The sequence below is a fragment of the Flavobacterium lacisediminis genome (assembly GCF_025909975.1).
GTDB lineage: Bacteria > Bacteroidota > Bacteroidia > Flavobacteriales > Flavobacteriaceae > Flavobacterium > Flavobacterium lacisediminis.
Genome location: NZ_JAPCIO010000002.1, coordinates 208,294 through 227,742 on the forward strand (window position 1 = coordinate 208,294; position 19,449 = coordinate 227,742).

Consider the following 19,449-nt stretch of genomic DNA (forward strand, 5'->3'; position numbering starts at 1 on the left):
ACTAAAATTTAAAATTATAAGTAATTGTAGGTACGGGAATTGAAAAAATGCTAGTTTGGTAGGCTTTAATTTTTCCTTCTTCGGTAACAAAATAAATGGAATAAGGATTGTTGCGTCCTAATACATTATAAATTGATATATTCCAATAACTATGCGCTAGTTTTTTTATTTTATGATTGCCTTCAATATTGAATCCTATGTCCAATCTATAATAATCAGGAACTCTAAATTCATTTCTATCACTGTACAATGTGTATTGATTTCCTCCGAATTCATATGTTCCAATTGGATATGTAATTGGTCTTCCAGTTTGATAAATGAAATTAGTTGATAGACTATATCGCTTAGTGAATTTATAATTTAAAATTAGACTTAAATCATGAGGTTTATCAAAGTTAGTTGGGAAATATTCTCCATTATTAATAACTTCTTCATTAAACTTGCTGTCTAGTTTTATGAGTGACCTAGAATAGCTATAGCCAATCCAGCCATTAAGTCTTCCGCTTGATTTTTTTAAAAGCAATTCTATTCCATAAGATTTACCTTCTCCTTGAAGTACTTCTGTCTCTATGTGATTATTCAAAATTAGTTCAGCACCTACTTTGTAATCTAAGATGTTTGTAGACTTTTTATAATAAGTTTCTAAACTAATTTCATAAGGTTGTCCTTTGAAATTTTTAAAAATTCCCAATGAAACTTGTTGTCCATAGCTAGGTTTAATATTTAGATCCGCTAGTTTCCATGTGTCAGTTGGGGATTGTGTAGTGTTTGTAGAAAGTTTATGTAAATATTGATAGTTTGTATCGTAACTTAATTTTAATGAAATAGTTTCGGAAAGAAGTTGTCTTAGAGCAATTCTATATTCTAAACCATTGTAAGATTTAACTAATTCATTATTCTTATAGTTGGTTTCAGAAATTATATTTTGATCAGTTGTTGGCATTCCTTCTTCATATTTTCTTTGCGTCGAAGGACCGAGTGCTAGAAAATTTGAAAAACGTATTCCTAAATTTACAGATAAATTTTTAGTAACAGTTATGTTGTCTGTTATAAAGAAAGCACTCTCTAATCCTTTTTCTTTTTGGATTGATTGATATTCTATGAGTGAATTCTCATCTGTTGGAGTTAGTGTGCCAGGATTAATATTATAAAGCGTTGAATTAATTCCATAAGTAAATTTATGAATATTGCTATAGGTATAAAGCCCTTTGTAAATTAACTTGGTTTCGTTTACTTTGAATCCAAAATCAAATGATTTTTGGTTGTTTTTGTCAAAATTTATCCCAAATTTATATTCCGAATTCGTAATGCCAAATTCGGCTTTATTTTTTTCGTTAAATGTGTGTTTTCCATTTAGAGTTAGAATTCTATTGCTATATGTATATGTGGAATCTGAAGTTAAGTTAAAAAGGTCTTTACTATAATATATGGTAGATTCTAAAGTTGTTTTTTTAGATAATTGATGATTGTATTTTACGATTAAATCATAAAATGAAGCTTTACTATTTTTAATTTCTGGATTATCAATTTCTTTTACAATCCAATCAGAGTATGTTGCGCGTCCACCAAATAGGATACTTGATTTTCCTTTTACAATAGGTGCATTTATTGTTAAGTTACTTGTAACTGGTCCAATTCCGCCTTCTCCACTAATTTTATCAGTATTTCCATTTTTTGATTTAATATCAAATACCGAAGATAATCGGCCGCCGAATTCAGCAGGTATGCTTCCTTTATAGATTTCAGCATTCTTTATTACGTATGGGTTTATTGAAGAGAAAAAGCCAAAAAAATGAGATGGATTATATATGGTTGCATTGTCTAAAAGAAAAAGATTTTGGTCTTCTTTTCCACCTCTTACATTTACACCAGCAGAGCCTTCTCCAGTGGTTTTTATCCCTGGTAATGTTGTGGCTACTTTTAAAATATCTCTCTCTCCTAAAACCATAGGAACACTTTTGACATCTTCCATGTTAATTGAAGTCACGCCAGAAGAAGTGCTTTTTACATTTTTGTCACTTCCAGCTTCAATGATAATTTCATTTAATTCTGTTATAGCTTCATTTATACTGAAGTTTTTGGTTCCATTGCCATAAGCAACAATAGTCAACTTAGTTATTTTATACCCTGATGCATCAATTTCAATAGCGTGTTTTCCATAAGGTAACATCATTCTGTAAAAACCCTTGTCATTTGTAGTTGTGATTGTTTTGTTTTGGATTTTAATATTGGCTTCTGGTATGGGAATACCACTTTTTTTATTTAATACAAAACCCGATATTTCATAAGTGATTTTTTGTTTGCTAACAGATTCTTTTCCAATTACAATTAATTCGTTAACTTTTTCATCTGCATTGTTGCTGCTTTTCTCAGTTTCTTGTATAAGAATAGGTTTTACTGTTATTGGGCTATTTTCTTTCGCTTCTATAAAATCATGAGCGACTTTATCATAAATAACGCTGTTTTGTGTAAGTATTACTTGTTTTTTATGAATATAAAAATTTAGATTAGTGTCTTTAAATATATGTTTTAAGACAAAGTCAATTGTTGTTTTTTCAAATTTTTCATTTATAGAAATAGAATCATTTTTCAACCAATTATTTTGATAGAAAAATGAATAATCAGTTTGTTTTTCAATTTGCCTTATAGCTTCATTTATGCTTATAGCATTGATTTCTATAGAAACAATTGTGTCTTGTTGAGCGGATGATGATAAGAAAAAAAACAGAAAAAGAATGCAAAGTAATTTTTTCATATTGACTTATTTGATAAGGGTTAATTGATCAATAAATCGGACAATTTTTTCATAAAATTCTGTTTTATTGTCTTTTGCTAATTTTGAATTTTCTGAATAAAAGATGTTTATTTCTTTTTTGTAATTAGGAAATAAAATTGTTAGATCTTTTTTCCCGTTTATTTCAAAATATTCACCTTTAGAAAAAATTAAAAATTCATTATAAATGTCAAAATCAGAATAAAAAATTTGATTTTTTATAAAATCTCTTCGGTCTTTTTTGTGTTTTATATAAAATAGAAATTCCTTTCCTTTAAAATTTTCTTCATAATATCCTCTAATATTTTTGATAGTATCTTTTGTAACAAGATTTAAATTTATGAATTTTCTATTGTTTAGTGTGAATTGTAAAACTTTGTCCTTAATTAGAATAATTCCAAAATTTTCAGATTCTCCATAAGGTTTGAAAATAATAGCATCATTGAAGATATCATATTTTAAATTTACTGTATTATAAAATTGATTATCATAAATTAATTCACCTTGAGAATATTTATTTATATGATAAAACTGATGTGTATCTAATGTTTTGAATGTATTAAAATAAAAGAAGCCATTATTTAGCGGTAGGTTTTCTTTTCCTACTGTATTGTCAAAGAATTCTTCTATTTTATTCTGAGAATATAATGTAGAATTTAATAAAAGTATAATTATAAAAAAAAGTTGGTAACATGTCTTTTTTTTCATGTTTATAAGAATTTTCGGCAAGTTAGTTAATTTTCCAAAACAAAAATGTTAAAATTATTCTTACATATAAATATTTTAAATTTTTAAAATTCAAAAGCCCCGATTTTATATTTAAAATCGGGGCTTTTTATGAATTAACTTAACTATATTAACCTTGAGGGTTGTCTTTTTTCTCGATAGGTCTTTCTTCTCTTGGTGGTCTAGGTAAAAGTGCTTTTCTAGACACTTTTTCTTTACGTGTTTTAGGGTCAACACCTAGGTATTTTACCATAAATACGTCACCCATATTCACAACGTCAGTTACGTTTTCAGTTCTTTCCCAAGCTAATTCAGATACATGTAATAAAACTTCATTTCCTGGTGCTTGTGTATATTCTACAACAGCTCCAAAATCTAACATTTTAATTACTTTCACTTCATAAGCTTCTCCCATTACTGGTTTGAAAATGATAGAATCAATTTTAGCTAATACTGCAGCAATACCATCAGGATTAGTTCCTAAAATTTCTACTACACCTTGTTCATCTACTTCATTGATAACGATTGTAGTTCCAGTAGCTTTTTGTAATTCTTGAATTACTTTTCCACCAGGTCCAATTAACGCTCCAATGAAAGCTCCAGGAATAGTTCTTGTAATAATTTTTGGTGCTTTTGGTTTTACTTCAGCTCTAGGAGTTGCAATAGTTTCAGTTAATTTACCTAAAATATGCATACGCCCATCGCGTGCTTGGCCTAAAGCTTGTTCCATGATGTCATAACGTAAACCATCAATTTTGATGTCCATTTGACATGCTGTAATACCGTCAGCAGTTCCAGTTACTTTAAAGTCCATATCTCCTAAGTGATCCTCATCACCTAAAATATCAGACAATACAGCAAATTTTTCACCATCAGTAATTAATCCCATAGCAATACCAGATACTGGTTTTACCATTTGAACTCCAGCATCCATTAATGCCATAGTACCAGCACAAACCGTAGCCATTGAAGATGAACCGTTAGATTCTAATACTTCAGAAACGATACGAATTGTATAAGGACAATCTGCAGGAATCATATTTTTTAAAGCTCTTTGTGCTAAATTTCCATGTCCTACTTCTCTTCTTGAAGTCCCTCTTAAAGGTTTTGCTTCACCAGTTGAGAAAGGAGGGAAGTTATAGTGTAAATAGAATTTTTCTTCACCTTGTTCAGATGGAGAATCTATTTGGTTAGCTTCTCTTGAAGTTCCTAAAGTTACAGTAGCTAATGCTTGCGTTTCTCCACGTGTAAATAAAGACGAACCGTGAACAGAAGGTAAATAATCTGTTTCACACCAAATTGGTCTGATTTCAGTTGTTTTTCTTCCGTCTAAACGCAACCCTTTTTCTAAGATTACATTACGAACAGCTTCTTTATTAGTTTTGTAGAAATATTTCCCTACTAAATCTCCGTTTTCAGCTAATTCTTCTTCTGTAAATAAAGCTTTTACTTCTTCTTTTACAGCTGCGAATTTTTCGCCTCTTTCACTTTTTCCAGAAGCTTCTTGAGCAATTGCATAACATTTGTCATATGCAGCTGCTTTTACTTTTTTGTAAATAGCTTCATCTTCTTTTTCGCCTTCATATTCTCTATAAGCAGGAGAACCAATAGCTGCTCTTAAACGCTCTTGTGCTTGAATTTGAATTTTGATAGCTTCGTGAGCAAATTTAATAGCTTCTACCATTTCTGCTTCTGAAATTTCTTTCATTTCTCCTTCAACCATCGCAACAGAATCCATAGAAGCTCCAATCATCATGTCGATGTCTGATTGTGCTAATTCTTCTCTGCTTGGATTGATAACGAATTTTCCGTCGATACGTGCAACACGAACTTCAGAAATTAAGTTATAAAAAGGAATGTCTGAAACAGCTAATGCTGCAGAAGCTGCTAATCCAGCTAATGCATCTGGCATAACATTTTCGTCATGCGACATTAATTGAATCATTACTTGTGTTTCAGCATGGTAATCATCTGGGAAAAGTGGACGCAATACACGGTCTACTAATCTCATTGTTAATACTTCACTGTCACTTGGACGCGCTTCTCTTTTGAAGAAACCACCAGGGAAACGACCTGCTGCTGCAAATTTTTCACGATAATCAACCGTTAAAGGTAAAAAATCAACACCTGGATTTGATGTTCTTGCAGAAACTGCTGTTGCTAATAACATGGCATCGCCCATACGAACAACAACAGATCCATCTGCTTGTTTGGCTAATTTTCCAGTTTCGATTGTGATGCTTCTTCCGTCACCTAAATCGATAACTTCTTGGAATACTTTTGGAATCATAAATTTTTAATTCTAAATTAAACAAAGGGTCAGTTGTGTTGTTGTTGTGTGTGTAGTTGTTTGTAACCCAATGAAAAACCAAACTTTTTCTGTCAATATAAATAAAACAAAAAGGGGCACGAAGCCCCTTTAGTTGATTATTTTCTAATATTCAATTCTTTAATAATTTCACGATATCTGTTGATATCTTTCTTTTTTAAGTAGTCAAGAAGACTTCTTCTTTTACCTACTAAAAGTACTAATGAACGCTCAGTGTTATAATCGTGACGATTTTTTTTCAAGTGCTCAGTTAAGTGAGAAATTCTAAATGTAAATAATGCGATTTGCCCTTCAGCAGATCCAGTGTTTTCAGCTTTTCCTCCGTGTTTAGCGAAGATTTCAGCTTTAGTTTCTTTAGTCAAGTACATGCTAATATTATTTTAAATGATTATTATGTATGAATTGTATTGTTGCAATTCGGATGCAAAGATAAAAATAATTTAGAATTATGGATTATGAATTCAGAATTATTTTAAAATAAAAAAATTAAGCTATTTTGTCTATAGCTTTGAAGGCTCTTTTTAATAAAAATGGTGTTGCTAACGTAGTTATAAGCCCCATGATAACAAGCATTGAAAAGATTTCAGTATTTATAATACCAGCTTTGTAAGCAATATTAGCAATAACTAATTCCATAATACCTCGGGCGTTTAACCCAAATCCAAGAGCTATTGATACTTTGTGGTCTAATCTTGCAAAACGTCCACCAATATATCCACCAATAATTTTTGATAAAAATGAAACGGCAATTATGGCAAATAATAATGGATAATTTTCAATGGATGAAAATTGAAATTCTAGCCCAATTCCTGCAAAGAAAATTGGAGCTAAAAATCCCATCGCCATACTGTTTGTGGTGTTGTGAAAAGTATTTAAATGTTTTTCACCTACTAATTCTTTTGAAATTAGCATGGAAGCAAAAAAAGCACCAATAATAAAATGTAATCCTATGCTTTCAGTAATAGTGGCAAAAATCAAAATAAAAACAAAGAATACGGCAAAAAGAGATTCTTTTCCTTTTAATACTGAAAGTATCTTATTGAGTTTGTTTTCAATTAAATTTTCTTCTCTTGATACATTTCGTATGACACGATAGGTAGCAATAACCAAAATTAAGAAACAACTTAGTTTTAAAAGTGTTAGTAAAGTAGCATTAGTTATGTTAGCAAATGTTTGTTCAACATCTTTAATGTCTAATAAAATACCTAAAATGGTTAGCGCAATAACATCATCAAAAATAGCAACTGAGATTATTTTTTGTCCCACCGACGAATTCAGTTTGCCTAAATCCATTAAAATTCGAATACTAACTGGTAGAGCAGTAATAGCAACACACAATCCAATAAATATGGTTGACATCACGTCTAACTCAAAATAACGTCCTACTAAAAATCCAGAAACGATAGGAAGAAAAAAGGCCAAAACAGAAATAATGATATTTCGACCTTTCATCGATTTAACAATTTCGTCTAAGTGAATTTCTAAACCTGCAATAATAACCAATAAGAAAACCCCTAATTCAGAAATTACTTTTAGCTCTTCTGTTCGATGAATGAAATTTAAAATCGTTGGGCCTAAAAGAACACCAGCTAAAATTTCACCAATCATAGCAGGTTGTTTAAAACGTTCCATGATTTCGCCAAAGAATCGAGCTAACACTAGTAATAGTAATAAATTAGCAAAGAAAGGAAGCTCTAAACTTGGGACATTAAATTCCATAAATAGCGAGAGTCGAATTAGTTATAATCACGACAAATGTATAAAAAAGAGTCAAATTTTATTTATAACTTAAAATAATTTTGCGACTTCTTCATTAACAAATTCTAAAAAGCGTTCATCTGCTGCTGTAAAAGGGTCTAAAACATGTGAATCAATGTCAATTTGTCCAATATTAACTCCGTTAACGAATAAAGGAACCACAATTTCTGATTTTACAGTAAAACTACAAGCAATATAATTATCTTGTGCTTGAACATCAGGAACCACAAAATTTGCATTTGATTCCGCAACTTGTCCGCAGATTCCTTTTCCAAATGGAATAACAGTATGGTCGGTTTCAGCTCCAACATAAGGTCCTAAATGAAGTGTTTTAGCTTCGTGATTTGCAAAATAAAAGCCCACCCAATCATAATAACTAACGTTATCACTTAATAGTTGGCAAATTTCTTTCAGCTTCTCTTCGCGAGTAGCATTTTCTTTTTCAATAATGCTTGAAACAATTGGTTTTAATTCTTCAAAAGTCATAGTTGTATTTTTTTTACAAAAGTATTTATTCCTAGCTATTAAAAAATCTATATTTTTGTTAAAAATAGACGTTTTGAAAAATATTTTTAATCAGTACAGCCATTTTTTTACTTTTCTACTAAAGTTTATTTTGTTCTATGTCATTTTTATTTTCTTGTACAAGATGTATTTGAACCAATTTGATTTGAATAAAAATGAAATAGACGGTATAACCAAAACAGTTGCTTTTCAGACTAAGCAATTGATGTTGTGCTTTGATAACAATATTGAAACAGTAAAAAATGAGAATGAACCTTCAATAAAAATGATTTATCACGCTAAGTACGTAGCTCGAATTATAGAAGGGTGTAATGCAATAAGTGTAATGATTTTGTTTGCCTCGTTTGTTTTTGCTTTTTCTGCTCAGTGGAAAAAGACAGCGTTATATATCATTTCAGGAATTGTTATAATTCATGTTTTGAATATAATTAGAATTGCGGTTTTATCGTTCTCACTATATTATTTTCCAAATTATGAAGAAGTTCTTCATGGTACTTTGTTTCCGCTTTTTATTTATGGAGTAGTTTTTGTTTTGTGGATTTTATGGGTAACTAAATATTCGGGCTATGTTAAAAAAAATAAATAAGCATAAGTTCAGAATTGTTTTGCTTTTTTTGGCTCTTTTAGGCTTAGTACTTATTCGTGCGTTTGAAAGTCAATTATTTTACGACCCTTTTTTGTCTTTTTTTAAATTGGACTATCAAAATAAAGTTTTGCCTGATTTTGATGGTTTCTCATTGTTTTTCGGATTGCTTTTTCGCTATGTTTTAAATTCTATCCTATCTTTAGCTATCATTTACTTATTGTTCAAGCAAATACAATTGGTTCGATTTTCTATGATTTTGTATAGTATTTTCTTTCTAGTATTAATGTGTTTGTTTTTCGGATTACTTCATTTTTCTGACCAACCTGATTATTTGATTTTGTTCTACATCAGACGTTTTTTAATTCAGCCTTTATTTTTAGTACTTTTTATTCCGGCTTTTTATTATCAGCAGTTAACTCGCTAATTTTTTGTATCTTTATGTAATAATCTTTTTGATTATGAAAGTTACAAAATACTCAGGTGAATTAGTTCATTACGATGAACAGAAACTAATTAATTCACTCCGAAAATCAGGAGCTGACCAAGCTATGGCAGAAACCATTGTTAAGGAAATTGAAAGCGAAATGTATGAAGGCATTTCCTCGAAAAGAATTTATAAGCGTGCTTATCAGCTATTAAAAAATATTTCTAATGTACATGCGGCACGTTATAATTTAAGAACCGCCTTGTTAGGTCTTGGTCCTGCTGGATTTTTCTTTGAGAAATTTATTGCTAAAGTTATGAAAGAGCAAGGTTTTCAAACTAAAATTAGCATTACACTAAATGGGAAATGTATTTCTCATGAAATTGATGTTTTACTTCTCAAAAACGATATAGTTTCCATGATTGAATGCAAATTTCATTCAGGTCAAGATGCAAAAAGTGATGTAAAAGTTCCAATGTATATCCTCTCTCGATTTAATGATTTGAAAGATAAAAAGTACGATTTGTTTTCGGCGAAGCGAAGTATTTCAAAATGTATCATTGTAACCAACAACAAGTTTACCACAGATGCAATTCAGTTTGGAGAATGTTCGGGTTTGAGTATGTTGAGTTGGGATTATCCTCAAAAAAACGGAATCAAAGATTTGGTTGATCGTTTTCGAGTTTATCCTGTAACTTGTTTAACAACTTTAACTAAAGCAGAAAAAGACCAATTGTTGATTTTAGATTGTATTACCATTAAAGATTTAATTCAACATCCCGATTATTTGAAAACCATCGAGTTAAGTCATAATCGAACTATAAATGTTTTAAAAGAAGCGAATCAATTAACAAATTAAACCAAAAATCATGAAAATTCATTTTTTAGGCGGAGCAGGAACAGTAACAGGTTCAAAAACGTTAATCGAACACAATAATCTTCGAATTTTGATTGATTGTGGCATGTTTCAAGGAATAAAATCGTTACGCGAATTAAATCGAGAGCCACTTTCCATTTTACCTGAAACGATTGATTTTGTAATTCTTACTCACGGACATTTAGATCATTGTGGTTGGTTGCCAAAACTAGTTAATGAAGGTTTCAAAGGAAAAATTTTCTGTACAAGACCAACAAAAGAAATTTCGCGATTGATTTTATACGATAGTGCGAAAATTCAGGAAGAAGAAGCTAAAAAAGCCAATGAAGAACATTTCTCAAAACACGACCCAGCCGAACCTTTGTATACTGAAGCCGAAGTAGATGCTGTAATTCCGAAGTTTCGAGTAGTAGATAAAGATTTTGATGTAAAACTCGATGATGACGTTTCTTTCAAATTCTTTTATGCAAGTCATATTTTAGGCGCTTGTTCAATTGAATTAACCATCGATGGAAAAGTTTTGGTTTTCTCTGGAGATATTGGTCAAGATGATGATGTGCTGATGTTCCCACCTCAAAAACCCAAAAAAGCCGATTATGTTTTTTTAGAAAGTACGTACGGAAATCGCCTTCATCCACAAACTAATGCTTTGCTTGAATTGGAAACCATCATAAATAATACATTCAACAAAGGCGGAACGGTTGTAATTCCAAGTTTTGCTGTAGAAAGAGTACAAACCATGATGTATTTGATTTGGCAATTGAAAAAAGAAGAGCGTATTCCTAATATGCCTTATATTATAGATACGCCAATGGGAATTAGCGTTTTAGATGTTTTTAAAGACAATAGAACTTGGCACAAACTTTCTTTTGAAGATTGCGACGAAATGTGCAAAGTTTTTACACTAATTTCTGATTACAAAGACAGCATGAATGCTGTTTACGATAAGCAACCAAAAGTAGTCATCGCAGCAAGCGGTATGATTACCGGCGGAAGGGTTTTATCTTATTTAGAACATTTAATAGATAAACCAGAAACAACCGTAACACTAGTAGGTTATCAAGCAGAAGGAACTCGCGGACGAAAATTACTAGAAGGCGCACAAGAAATCAAAATTTACGGAAAATATTATCCTGTTTCAGCAAATATTCTTTTAATAGAAAGTTTATCCGCACATGGCGACCAAAAAGATTTGCTAAATTGGTTATCTGAATTGGAAACAAAACCAAAAAAAGTATTCTTAGTTCATGGCGAAAATGAAGCTGCAGATGAATTGCGATTAAAGGTGCAAGAACAATATGGTTTTGAAGCTCAAGTTCCTTTTTTAGGGCAAGTCATTGAAATTTAGATTAAAATTAACGCAAATTAAAATTCAATTTCCTACTTTTGCTCCGATGAATTTCAGAAAACACATAAGTATTGTATTAGCTTCCTTAGTATTGCTTGCCAATTTAGGGTTGAGTTTTGCTGTGCATTATTGTAAAGATGAAATTGCATCGGTTTCTTTTCAATATCAAGAAGACGAACCTTGTGTTGAAGATGTAAAATCATGTTGTGCAAAAGAAGATTCTCACGATTCTTGTTGTTCAAACAAATTAATCAAAGTTGAAAAGAAGACTGATGATATATTGGTTAAAACTTTGCAACTTGATTTAGAACAAGCGGTTTTTAGTACTGATTGGAAACCAAACTTAGTGGTATTTAATTCAGTTGTTACAACATCAAATGAAGTGGCTTTTTACTGCGATTCTCATGCGCCGCCACTCTACAAACTCTATTGTCAATTAGTTTTTTACGCATAATTTATTGTTTTTTATTCTGTAAATCAAAGAATTAATAACAATAAATAAACTTATTATGTTTAAAAATATAGCGTTTTTGCTATTCTTTGTTTCTCAATTTATTTATTCGCAAGAAACCATAAAAGGAATAGTAACAGACGAAAATAATCAACCTTTATTAGGGGCTAATGTGTTTTGGTTCAATACTGCAATTGGAACCACAACAGATGGAAATGGGAATTTCTCTATAAAAAAATCTCCCGAGACTACTTTTTTAGTGGTGAGCTACATTGGATTTGAAACTAAAAAAATAGAGATTACTTCAAGCACAATCTCTGTGGTTTTAAAAGAAGTGAATACTTTAAAAGAAGTAACGATTACCAAAACCAAAAAAGGAACCGAACATTCCTTATACAAAGTTCAAAATGTCCAAGTAATGGGGCAAAAAGAGTTGCTTAAAGCGGCTTGTTGTAATCTATCGGAGAGTTTTAGTACTAATCCTTCAATCGATGTTAATTTTTCGGATGCTGTAACAGGAAATCGTCAAATTAAGATGTTAGGTTTAACCAGTCCATATATCTTAATTGCGGAAGAAAATATTCCTTCGGTTCGTGGCGCTTCACAAGCTTACGGATTGTCTTTTGTGCCAGGAACTTGGGTAGAAAGTATTCAAATTACTAAAGGAGCTGGAAGTGTAATTAATGGTTATGAAAGTATTTCTGGCCAAATTAATTATGAAGTTTTGAAACCTTCAAATGATATTCCGTTTTTCTTAAATGCGTATGCTTCGCAAGATGAACGTTATGAAATCAATACGCATTTCAATAATAAATTTTCTGATAAATTGAGTTCGACTTTGTTTTTACACGGAAATACACGTGTAGGAAAAAATGATATGAACGATGACGGATTTTTAGATGGTCCAATTGGAAAACAAGTCAATATTTTAAATCGCTGGCAATATAACGATGCTGAAAATGGAATCGTAAGTTTTTTAAATGTTCGCTACATGAACGATGAAAAACAAGCTGGAGAAATGAGTTTCAATCCAGATACAGACAGATTAACTACAAACGCTTGGGGAAGTGAAATCAATACTGAAAAAATTGAAATTTCAAACAAAACAGGTTATGTTTTTCCAGATATGCCATATCAAAGTTTTGGATTTCAAAATTCGTTTCAATCGCACAAACAAGATTCGTATTTTGGTTTGAGTCAGTATGATATACAGCAGAAGAGTTTTTACTCGAATTTACTATTCAATTCGATTATCAATAATACCAAAAATAAATTCACAACGGGTTTAAATTTTACTTACGATGACTATAATGAATTTGTAAATGTGAATTTCAATCGCGATTTTTCAAGAATCGATAATTCGGTTGGTGCTTTTTTTGAATATACCTATGACAATACCGATAATTTCAGTTTAGTAGCCGGAGCACGTGTAGATAATCATAATCGTTTAGGAACTTTTATCACGCCAAGATTACATATCCGTTACAATCCTTGGAAAGAAGCTGTAATTAGAGCTTCAGCTGGAAGAGGAAAACGTGCAGCTAATATTTTTGCTGAAAACCAACAATTGTTTGCATCCAACAGAAGTTTTTCAATCTTGAATACTGATGGGAAATTATACGGATTAAACCCTGAAATTGCTTGGAACTATGGTTTGAGTTTCATTCAAAAATTCAAATTAGCTGGAAAAGATGCTGAGGTGATTTTAGATTACTACAGAACAGATTTCCAAAATCAAGCAGTTGTTGATGTGGATCATTCACCACAAGAAGTCTTGTTTTATAATTTAGAAGGAAACAGTTTTGCCAATTCATTTCAAGCAGAATTTTCAATTGACTTGATGACGCATTTAACTTTTAAAACGGCTTATAAATATTACGATGTGCAAACGCAATTCACAAGAGGACAATTAGAAAGACCTTTGCAAGCAAAACACAGAGTTTTTGGAAATTTAGCCTACGAAACACATATCAAAGACAAAGGGCAACAATGGAAGTTTGATGTAACGTATAATTGGTTAGGCGAACAACGCTTACCTTATACGCAATCAAATCCAGTACAATATCGTTTGGATGGATATGCGCCGGCTTTCGGAACATTAAATGCTCAAATTACGAGAACGTTTTCAAGTACTTTTGAAGTGTATATTGGAGGAGAGAATATGACAAATTACAAACAAATGAACGGAATTGTTCAAAATGAAAACCCTTTTGGTACTTATTTTGATAGTAGTATGATATATGCCCCAACTTTTGGTGCCATGTACTATGCTGGATTGCGATTTAAAATTAAAGATAAAAAAGAGAATCATAAAATAGAAGAGCTAAATCCAATAGGAGAGTAAGCTTATAACCATTAAACAATATAAAAATGAAAAGAATAGTTTTATTAGTATTAGCCTGCCTTTTTTCACTAACTATGGTAGCGCAAGAGAAGAAAAGTAAAAACAAAAAAGTTGTAATTAAGGTTGCTGGAAATTGCGGTATGTGTGAAAAACGTATCGAAAAAGCAGCTTATTCTGTAAAAGGCGTTAAAAATGCAGAATGGCATGTAGATTGTCAAGATATTCATTTGGTAATTGATGAAACTAAATGTTCAGCTGATGATGTTGCAAAAGCAATTGCTGCCGTAGGACATGATACAGGTTCTATAAAAGCGGAGGATGCTGTTTATGATAAACTTCATGGTTGTTGTTTGTATGAAAGAATGAAATAGTAAAAAATCCGATTAGAATCTCTAATCGGATTTTTTGTTAATTTTTATTGTAATTTAAATCGTTGAATCAAAATATAACATACATTTGTATTGCTTTTAGGTAGAAGTGAAATCAATTTGAAAAGATTAATAAAATTACTTACTTTTTTTATGCTCACATTTTTTATGTGGGCTATTGGTGTTTCATTTACCGCCTCAAATGAAGTAGCGCCAAAATCTCAATTTGAATTTCAGCAAAAATATACTACTTCTGATTTTTCTCATTTTCAAACTGTTGAGGTTGAAGAAGGAGAATTTATAATTATTGAATCCCAACCTGAATTTGAAGTTGAGTTGGATTGGTTTTCCAATTCAACTAAATCTTTTAACTTTTTACAATCTTCGTTAAAAGAGAACACAAATTCATGTGTAACTTCATTATCTTCTTCAAAAGAAACAATTCCACTTTACGATTTATATTGTAATTGGAAGTTTCATCTTTCTTAATACACATATATATATTTCACGTCATTTGTTTGATTGTGAATGTTCACTGTGTATTAATTTATTTCATTAATCAATGAAAACACATACCGTTGGTTTTGACGAACACGAAGTTCTTCATAACTTAACCCATTATTTACCAGCACAAAATCCGTTGAAAGACTTTGTGCACCACAATACTTTGCATGCTTTTCAAAGTAAAAAATTTCACGATGCACTATTAGAAGCTTCTACTATTTTTGGATACAAAACGTATTTGTCAATAACCGATTTCAGACAACGATTTGCCAATAAGGAAATCAATGAAGCAGTTTTAGATGCCGTTATTGCAAAAGCAAAAGGAGCTGAAAATCTTCAAACTTGGAAAGAAAAATTATTAAAAATCAATTATGATGAATCGGTTTCTCCAAGAATAGGAAGTTTGCGTTCTAATTGGAAAAAATACTATGCTATAAATCTTGAAAAATCAACACACAGTTTGTTGTTTCGTGTGTTATGTAGCTACTTAGATCAAGGTGTTGCTATTTGGAATTTTCCTGTTCACGACAAAGGTTTTTTAGCTTCTATAAAAGAGTTAGAAAAAAACACGTTTAAAGGAATTTTTACGTCAACTAGAGCTAAAAAATTATTGCAAGATGATGCTTCTATTACGCAATTATTAGAGTTAATTGTAGGGAAAGAAGAATTGTTTGAACAGTATTTGTTTGATCAGCAATTCGGACATCCTGGATGGAGCGGAATGATAGCTACTATTGAAAATAATCCAAGTTCTTTATTAGATACCAAGCAAATTACGCTAGAAGAATTAATAAAATTCGAATTGCTTTTAGAGATTGATACTTTAGATGCAAAGTTTCATGATATTTGGGCTCCACTTGGTTTTAAAATTGAAAACGAAGTGTTTTTATTATTTGAAAAAGTAGCCTATAACGAACTTTTCGATGTATTGTCGCTTTGGCAACAAGCATTTGAATGGAATTTCTATGATGCAGTTTTATCCAATGTTCAAAATGTAAAAGAAGTTAAACAAGAAAATATACCAAGCTTTCAAGGGATGTTTTGTATGGATGACAGAGAATGTTCATTCAGAAGACATATCGAACACATTGATAAAAATGTTTCGACTTTCGGAACTGCGGCTTTCTTTAACTTCGAGTTTTTCTATCAACCGGTAAATGGAAAATTTTATACAAAATTGTGTCCAGCACCTGTTACTCCTAAATTCTTAATTAAAGAAGAGCATAGAAAGAAAAAACAAGCTAAAGATTTACATTATCACAAACAAACACATTCTTTGTTTTTTGGTTGGATAATTAGTCAAACATTAGGGTTTTCATCAGCTTTAAAATTGTTTTTAAATATTTTTAAACCTTCGATGTCACCAGCTACAACAGCTTCTTTTAAACATTTACATAAGAAATCGAAATTGGTTATCGAAAACAAAGATGCCAATCAAAGAGAAAATGATTTACAAATTGGTTTTTCGGTAGAAGAAATGGTCAATAGAGTAGAAGGTCTGCTAAAAAGTATTGGGTTAGTGTCTAACTTTTCTCCTATAGTTTATGTAGTTGGCCACGGAGCAACAAGTATCAACAACACGCATTATGCAGGTTATGATTGTGGTGCTTGTTGTGGTAGACCAAGTTCGGTAAACGCAAAAGTAGCTTCGTTTGCAGCGAATCATCCAGAAGTTAGAGCTATTTTGAGACAACGAGGAATTGATATTCCAACTTCAACACAATTTTTACCAGCTTTACATGATACGACTCGTGATGAAATTGCTTTTTATGATGAAGATAATTTGTCTGATGAAAATAAAGCTTTACACCAACAAAATGTAATCACATTTACAAAAGCCTTAGATAACAATGCAAAAGAGCGTTCAAGACGTTTTGATACGATTGATACTTCAGATACTTTAGAAAAAGTACACGAAAAAGTAAAACGTCGCTCACTTTCATTATTTGAACCACGTCCAGAGTTGAACCATGCTACTAATGCCATGTGTATTGTTGGAAGGAGAAATTTATCTAAACAATTGTTTTTAGATAGACGTTCGTTCTTGAATTCATATGACTGTGAAGTTGATCCTTCTGGAGATTATTTAGCCATCATTTTAGGAGCAGTTGCTCCAGTAGGTGGCGGAATTAATTTGGAATACTATTTCTCAAGAGTTGATAATCAAAAATTAGGAGCTGGCTCTAAATTACCTCATAACGTAATGGGATTAATCGGAGTTGCGAATGGAATCGATGGTGATTTACGTCCAGGTTTACCAAGTCAAATGATTGAAGTGCATGACCCAGTTCGATTATTAGTTATTGCAGAACATTTCCCAGAGAAAGTGATGTATGCGATTACAAAAAATCCGGCTACTTATGAATGGTTTAAAAATGATTGGGTAAAATTGGTGGCCGTTCATCCAGAAACAAAAGAACTTTTTGTATTTGAAGATGAAAAGTTTGTTACATATGCTCCAATTCAAGCAGTTAATTTCATTAAAGATGAATTGCAGTTGGTTGAAACCACAAAAGAGAATCTTCCGGTAGGAATAATTACTAATACATTTTAAGTCATGAACGAGTTATTGCAATATTTTATACTGTTGCCGTTTTTAGGCTTTATCATTAGTTTGTTTTTGCCTGAATCTAAAGAAAAAGCCATCTCATGGACAGCTTTTGGAACAGTTTTTTTACAATTGATAGGATTAGTAGTTTTTATCATTTTTTGGATAATTGATGGTGCTAAAGATTTAAATTTAGTAGAATTATCGGTTTTAAAAACAGCTCATTACGAGTTTTTTATCGATTTCTATTTTGATCAAATTTCAGCCGTTTATTTATTCATAGGAGCTTTATTAACTTCGATGATAACTACATATAGTCGCTATTATTTACATAGAGAAAAAGGATACAAACGTTTTTTTAATACGGTTTTGTTTTTCTTTTTCGGATATAACTTAGCTATTTTATCAGGAAATTTCGAAACCTTATTCATTGGTTGGGAAATCATTGGAATTTCCTCTTTCCTTTTAATTGCTTTTTATAGAGAACGTTATTTACCCGTTAAAAATGCTTTCAAAGTATTTTCAATTTACAGAATCGGGGATGTCGGATTGTTATTGGCTATGTGGGCAAGTCACCATTTATTTCATGAAAATATTACCTTCATGAAATTGAATAATTACGAATTGGTCAACGAGCATCTGCAAAATCATTCCATTATCGGAATATTTATTGCGCTTTGTTTGGCTTGTGCTGCAGCTGCAAAATCGGCTCAGATTCCATTTTCTTCTTGGTTACCAAGAGCTATGGAAGGACCAACACCTTCAAGTGCTATTTTCTACGGTTCATTATCAGTGCATTTAGGTGTTTTCTTAATGTTACGAACGTTTCCATTTTGGGAACATCAAACCACTATGCGAATTGCTATTGGATTAATGGGACTAACAACGAGTTTAGCTGCATCGGTTATGGCAAGAGTACAATCTTCAGTTAAGAGTCAGGTGGCGTATAGTTCTATTTCTCAAATTGGTATTATATTTATTGAAATTGCTTTAGGTTTCGAAACCCTAGCATTAATTCACTTCGCTGGAAATGCTTTCTTGAGAACATATCAATTATTAGTTTCTCCATCTGTAGTGAGTTATTTGATTCGTGACCAATTTTACAATTTCAAACCAAGAGAAAAAGCAATTGAAGATTCTTATCCAAAGAAATTAGAATACACGCTTTACATTTTAGCTTTGAAAGAATTCAATTTGGAAGGATTCTTAAATATGGTATTGTGGAAACCTTTGAAAATAATAGGTAAATCGCTAGATTTCTTGAATATTAAGAGGATTTATTTCTTATTCATTCCAATCTATTTAATGGGATTCATTACTTATAAATTCAAGTTGCATATGCCATATCAAATTACCAATATTCTTCCAGAATTGTTTGCTTTCATCGGATTGGTATTTGTTTTTAAATCTTTTTCAGAAAGAAGAAGTCCTTTCTTAGCATGGATTTTAATCGTAATGAATCATTTTTGGATAGCACTAGCCATTGTGTTTAATGATAAAGTGAGTGTAAGCGAAATTGCTTTTTATCTTGCAGGAATTATTGTAGCAGGAATCATAGGTTATGTGGCATTATTACAGCTTCGTAAGTTAGAGAGAAAAATACTAATTAGCCAATATTTAGGTCATGTTTACGAGCATCCTAAGTTTGCTTTCTTTTTCTTGTTAGCTACTTTAGGAATTACTGGATTTCCAATTACAACCACTTTTATTGGTGAAGATTTGATTTTTAGTCATATTGATAGCAATCAACTTATTTTAGCCTTTTTTGTAGCATCAAGTTTTGTAGTTTCAGGTATTGCTGGAATCCGAATTTATGCTCGTCTTTTCTTAGGTCCTCATGTTAAAACGTATCATGAGTTGCCTTACAAATCATCTTAATTTATTCGAA

General features: G+C 31.3%; 16 protein-coding genes. 10 read left to right on the forward strand and 6 right to left on the reverse strand.

The features are described from left to right. Window position 1: 1 nt before the first annotated feature. The 6 genes from OJ995_RS03560 to OJ995_RS03585 all read right to left on the reverse strand — a co-directional run bounded on the left by OJ995_RS03560 (window position 2) and on the right by OJ995_RS03585 (window position 8,072). Complete coding sequence (locus OJ995_RS03560; RefSeq protein ID WP_264368180.1) at window positions 2-2,755, reverse strand: TonB-dependent receptor; 2,754 nt, start codon at window positions 2,753-2,755, stop codon at window positions 2-4. Window positions 2,756-2,761: 6 nt separating this feature from the next. Then, window positions 2,762-3,481 (reverse strand): hypothetical protein, encoded by a 720-nt coding sequence (locus OJ995_RS03565; RefSeq protein ID WP_264368181.1) that lies wholly within the window; start codon window positions 3,479-3,481, stop codon window positions 2,762-2,764. Window positions 3,482-3,629: 148 nt separating this feature from the next. Beyond that, window positions 3,630-5,789, reverse strand: coding sequence for a polyribonucleotide nucleotidyltransferase (locus OJ995_RS03570; protein WP_264368182.1), 2,160 nt, complete (start codon window positions 5,787-5,789; stop codon window positions 3,630-3,632). A 137-nt stretch (window positions 5,790-5,926) separates the two neighbouring features. Continuing rightward, on the reverse strand, window positions 5,927-6,196 hold the full coding sequence (rpsO, locus tag OJ995_RS03575) for a 30S ribosomal protein S15 (protein ID WP_026711936.1): 270 nt from the start codon (window positions 6,194-6,196) through the stop codon (window positions 5,927-5,929). Between the two features lie 118 nt (window positions 6,197-6,314). Further along, window positions 6,315-7,547, reverse strand: a complete 1,233-nt coding sequence (locus tag OJ995_RS03580) for a cation:proton antiporter (RefSeq protein ID WP_264368183.1) — start codon at window positions 7,545-7,547, stop codon at window positions 6,315-6,317. 69 nt (window positions 7,548-7,616) lie between these two features. Continuing rightward, entirely contained in the window at window positions 7,617-8,072 is a 456-nt protein-coding gene (locus tag OJ995_RS03585) for a GAF domain-containing protein (RefSeq protein ID WP_264368184.1), read from the reverse strand. A 73-nt stretch (window positions 8,073-8,145) separates the two neighbouring features. On the opposite strand from OJ995_RS03585, the gene xrtF reads away from it, so the two are divergent. The 10 genes from xrtF to OJ995_RS03635 all read left to right on the forward strand — a co-directional run bounded on the left by xrtF (window position 8,146) and on the right by OJ995_RS03635 (window position 19,439). Then, window positions 8,146-8,697 (forward strand): exosortase family protein XrtF, encoded by a 552-nt coding sequence (gene xrtF / locus OJ995_RS03590; RefSeq protein ID WP_264368185.1) that lies wholly within the window; start codon window positions 8,146-8,148, stop codon window positions 8,695-8,697. Then, window positions 8,678-9,121, forward strand: a complete 444-nt coding sequence (locus OJ995_RS03595) for an exosortase F system-associated membrane protein (RefSeq protein ID WP_264368186.1) — start codon at window positions 8,678-8,680, stop codon at window positions 9,119-9,121. The genes xrtF and OJ995_RS03595 overlap by 20 nt, the downstream gene beginning before the upstream one ends. A gap of 34 nt (window positions 9,122-9,155) precedes the next feature. Continuing rightward, window positions 9,156-9,980, forward strand: coding sequence for an ATP cone domain-containing protein (locus OJ995_RS03600; RefSeq protein ID WP_264368187.1), 825 nt, complete (start codon window positions 9,156-9,158; stop codon window positions 9,978-9,980). 10 nt (window positions 9,981-9,990) lie between these two features. Then, window positions 9,991-11,346, forward strand: coding sequence for an MBL fold metallo-hydrolase (locus OJ995_RS03605; RefSeq protein WP_264368188.1), 1,356 nt, complete (start codon window positions 9,991-9,993; stop codon window positions 11,344-11,346). 46 nt (window positions 11,347-11,392) lie between these two features. Further along, window positions 11,393-11,800, forward strand: a complete 408-nt coding sequence (locus tag OJ995_RS03610; RefSeq protein ID WP_264368189.1) for an HYC_CC_PP family protein — start codon at window positions 11,393-11,395, stop codon at window positions 11,798-11,800. 55 nt (window positions 11,801-11,855) lie between these two features. After that, a complete protein-coding gene (locus OJ995_RS03615; RefSeq protein WP_264368190.1) occupies window positions 11,856-14,141 on the forward strand; it encodes a TonB-dependent receptor in 2,286 nt (761 codons plus the stop codon). A 26-nt stretch (window positions 14,142-14,167) separates the two neighbouring features. After that, window positions 14,168-14,512, forward strand: a complete 345-nt coding sequence (locus tag OJ995_RS03620) for a heavy-metal-associated domain-containing protein (protein WP_264368191.1) — start codon at window positions 14,168-14,170, stop codon at window positions 14,510-14,512. 150 nt (window positions 14,513-14,662) lie between these two features. Next, entirely contained in the window at window positions 14,663-14,998 is a 336-nt protein-coding gene (locus OJ995_RS03625; protein ID WP_264368192.1) for a hypothetical protein, read from the forward strand. 73 nt (window positions 14,999-15,071) lie between these two features. Beyond that, window positions 15,072-17,567 carry a YbcC family protein gene (locus tag OJ995_RS03630; RefSeq protein WP_264368193.1) on the forward strand — a complete coding sequence of 832 codons (2,496 nt, stop codon included), beginning with the start codon at window positions 15,072-15,074 and terminating at the stop codon, window positions 17,565-17,567. Window positions 17,568-17,570: 3 nt separating this feature from the next. Next, complete coding sequence (locus OJ995_RS03635; protein WP_264368194.1) at window positions 17,571-19,439, forward strand: proton-conducting transporter transmembrane domain-containing protein; 1,869 nt, start codon at window positions 17,571-17,573, stop codon at window positions 19,437-19,439. Window positions 19,440-19,449: the final 10 nt, after the last annotated feature.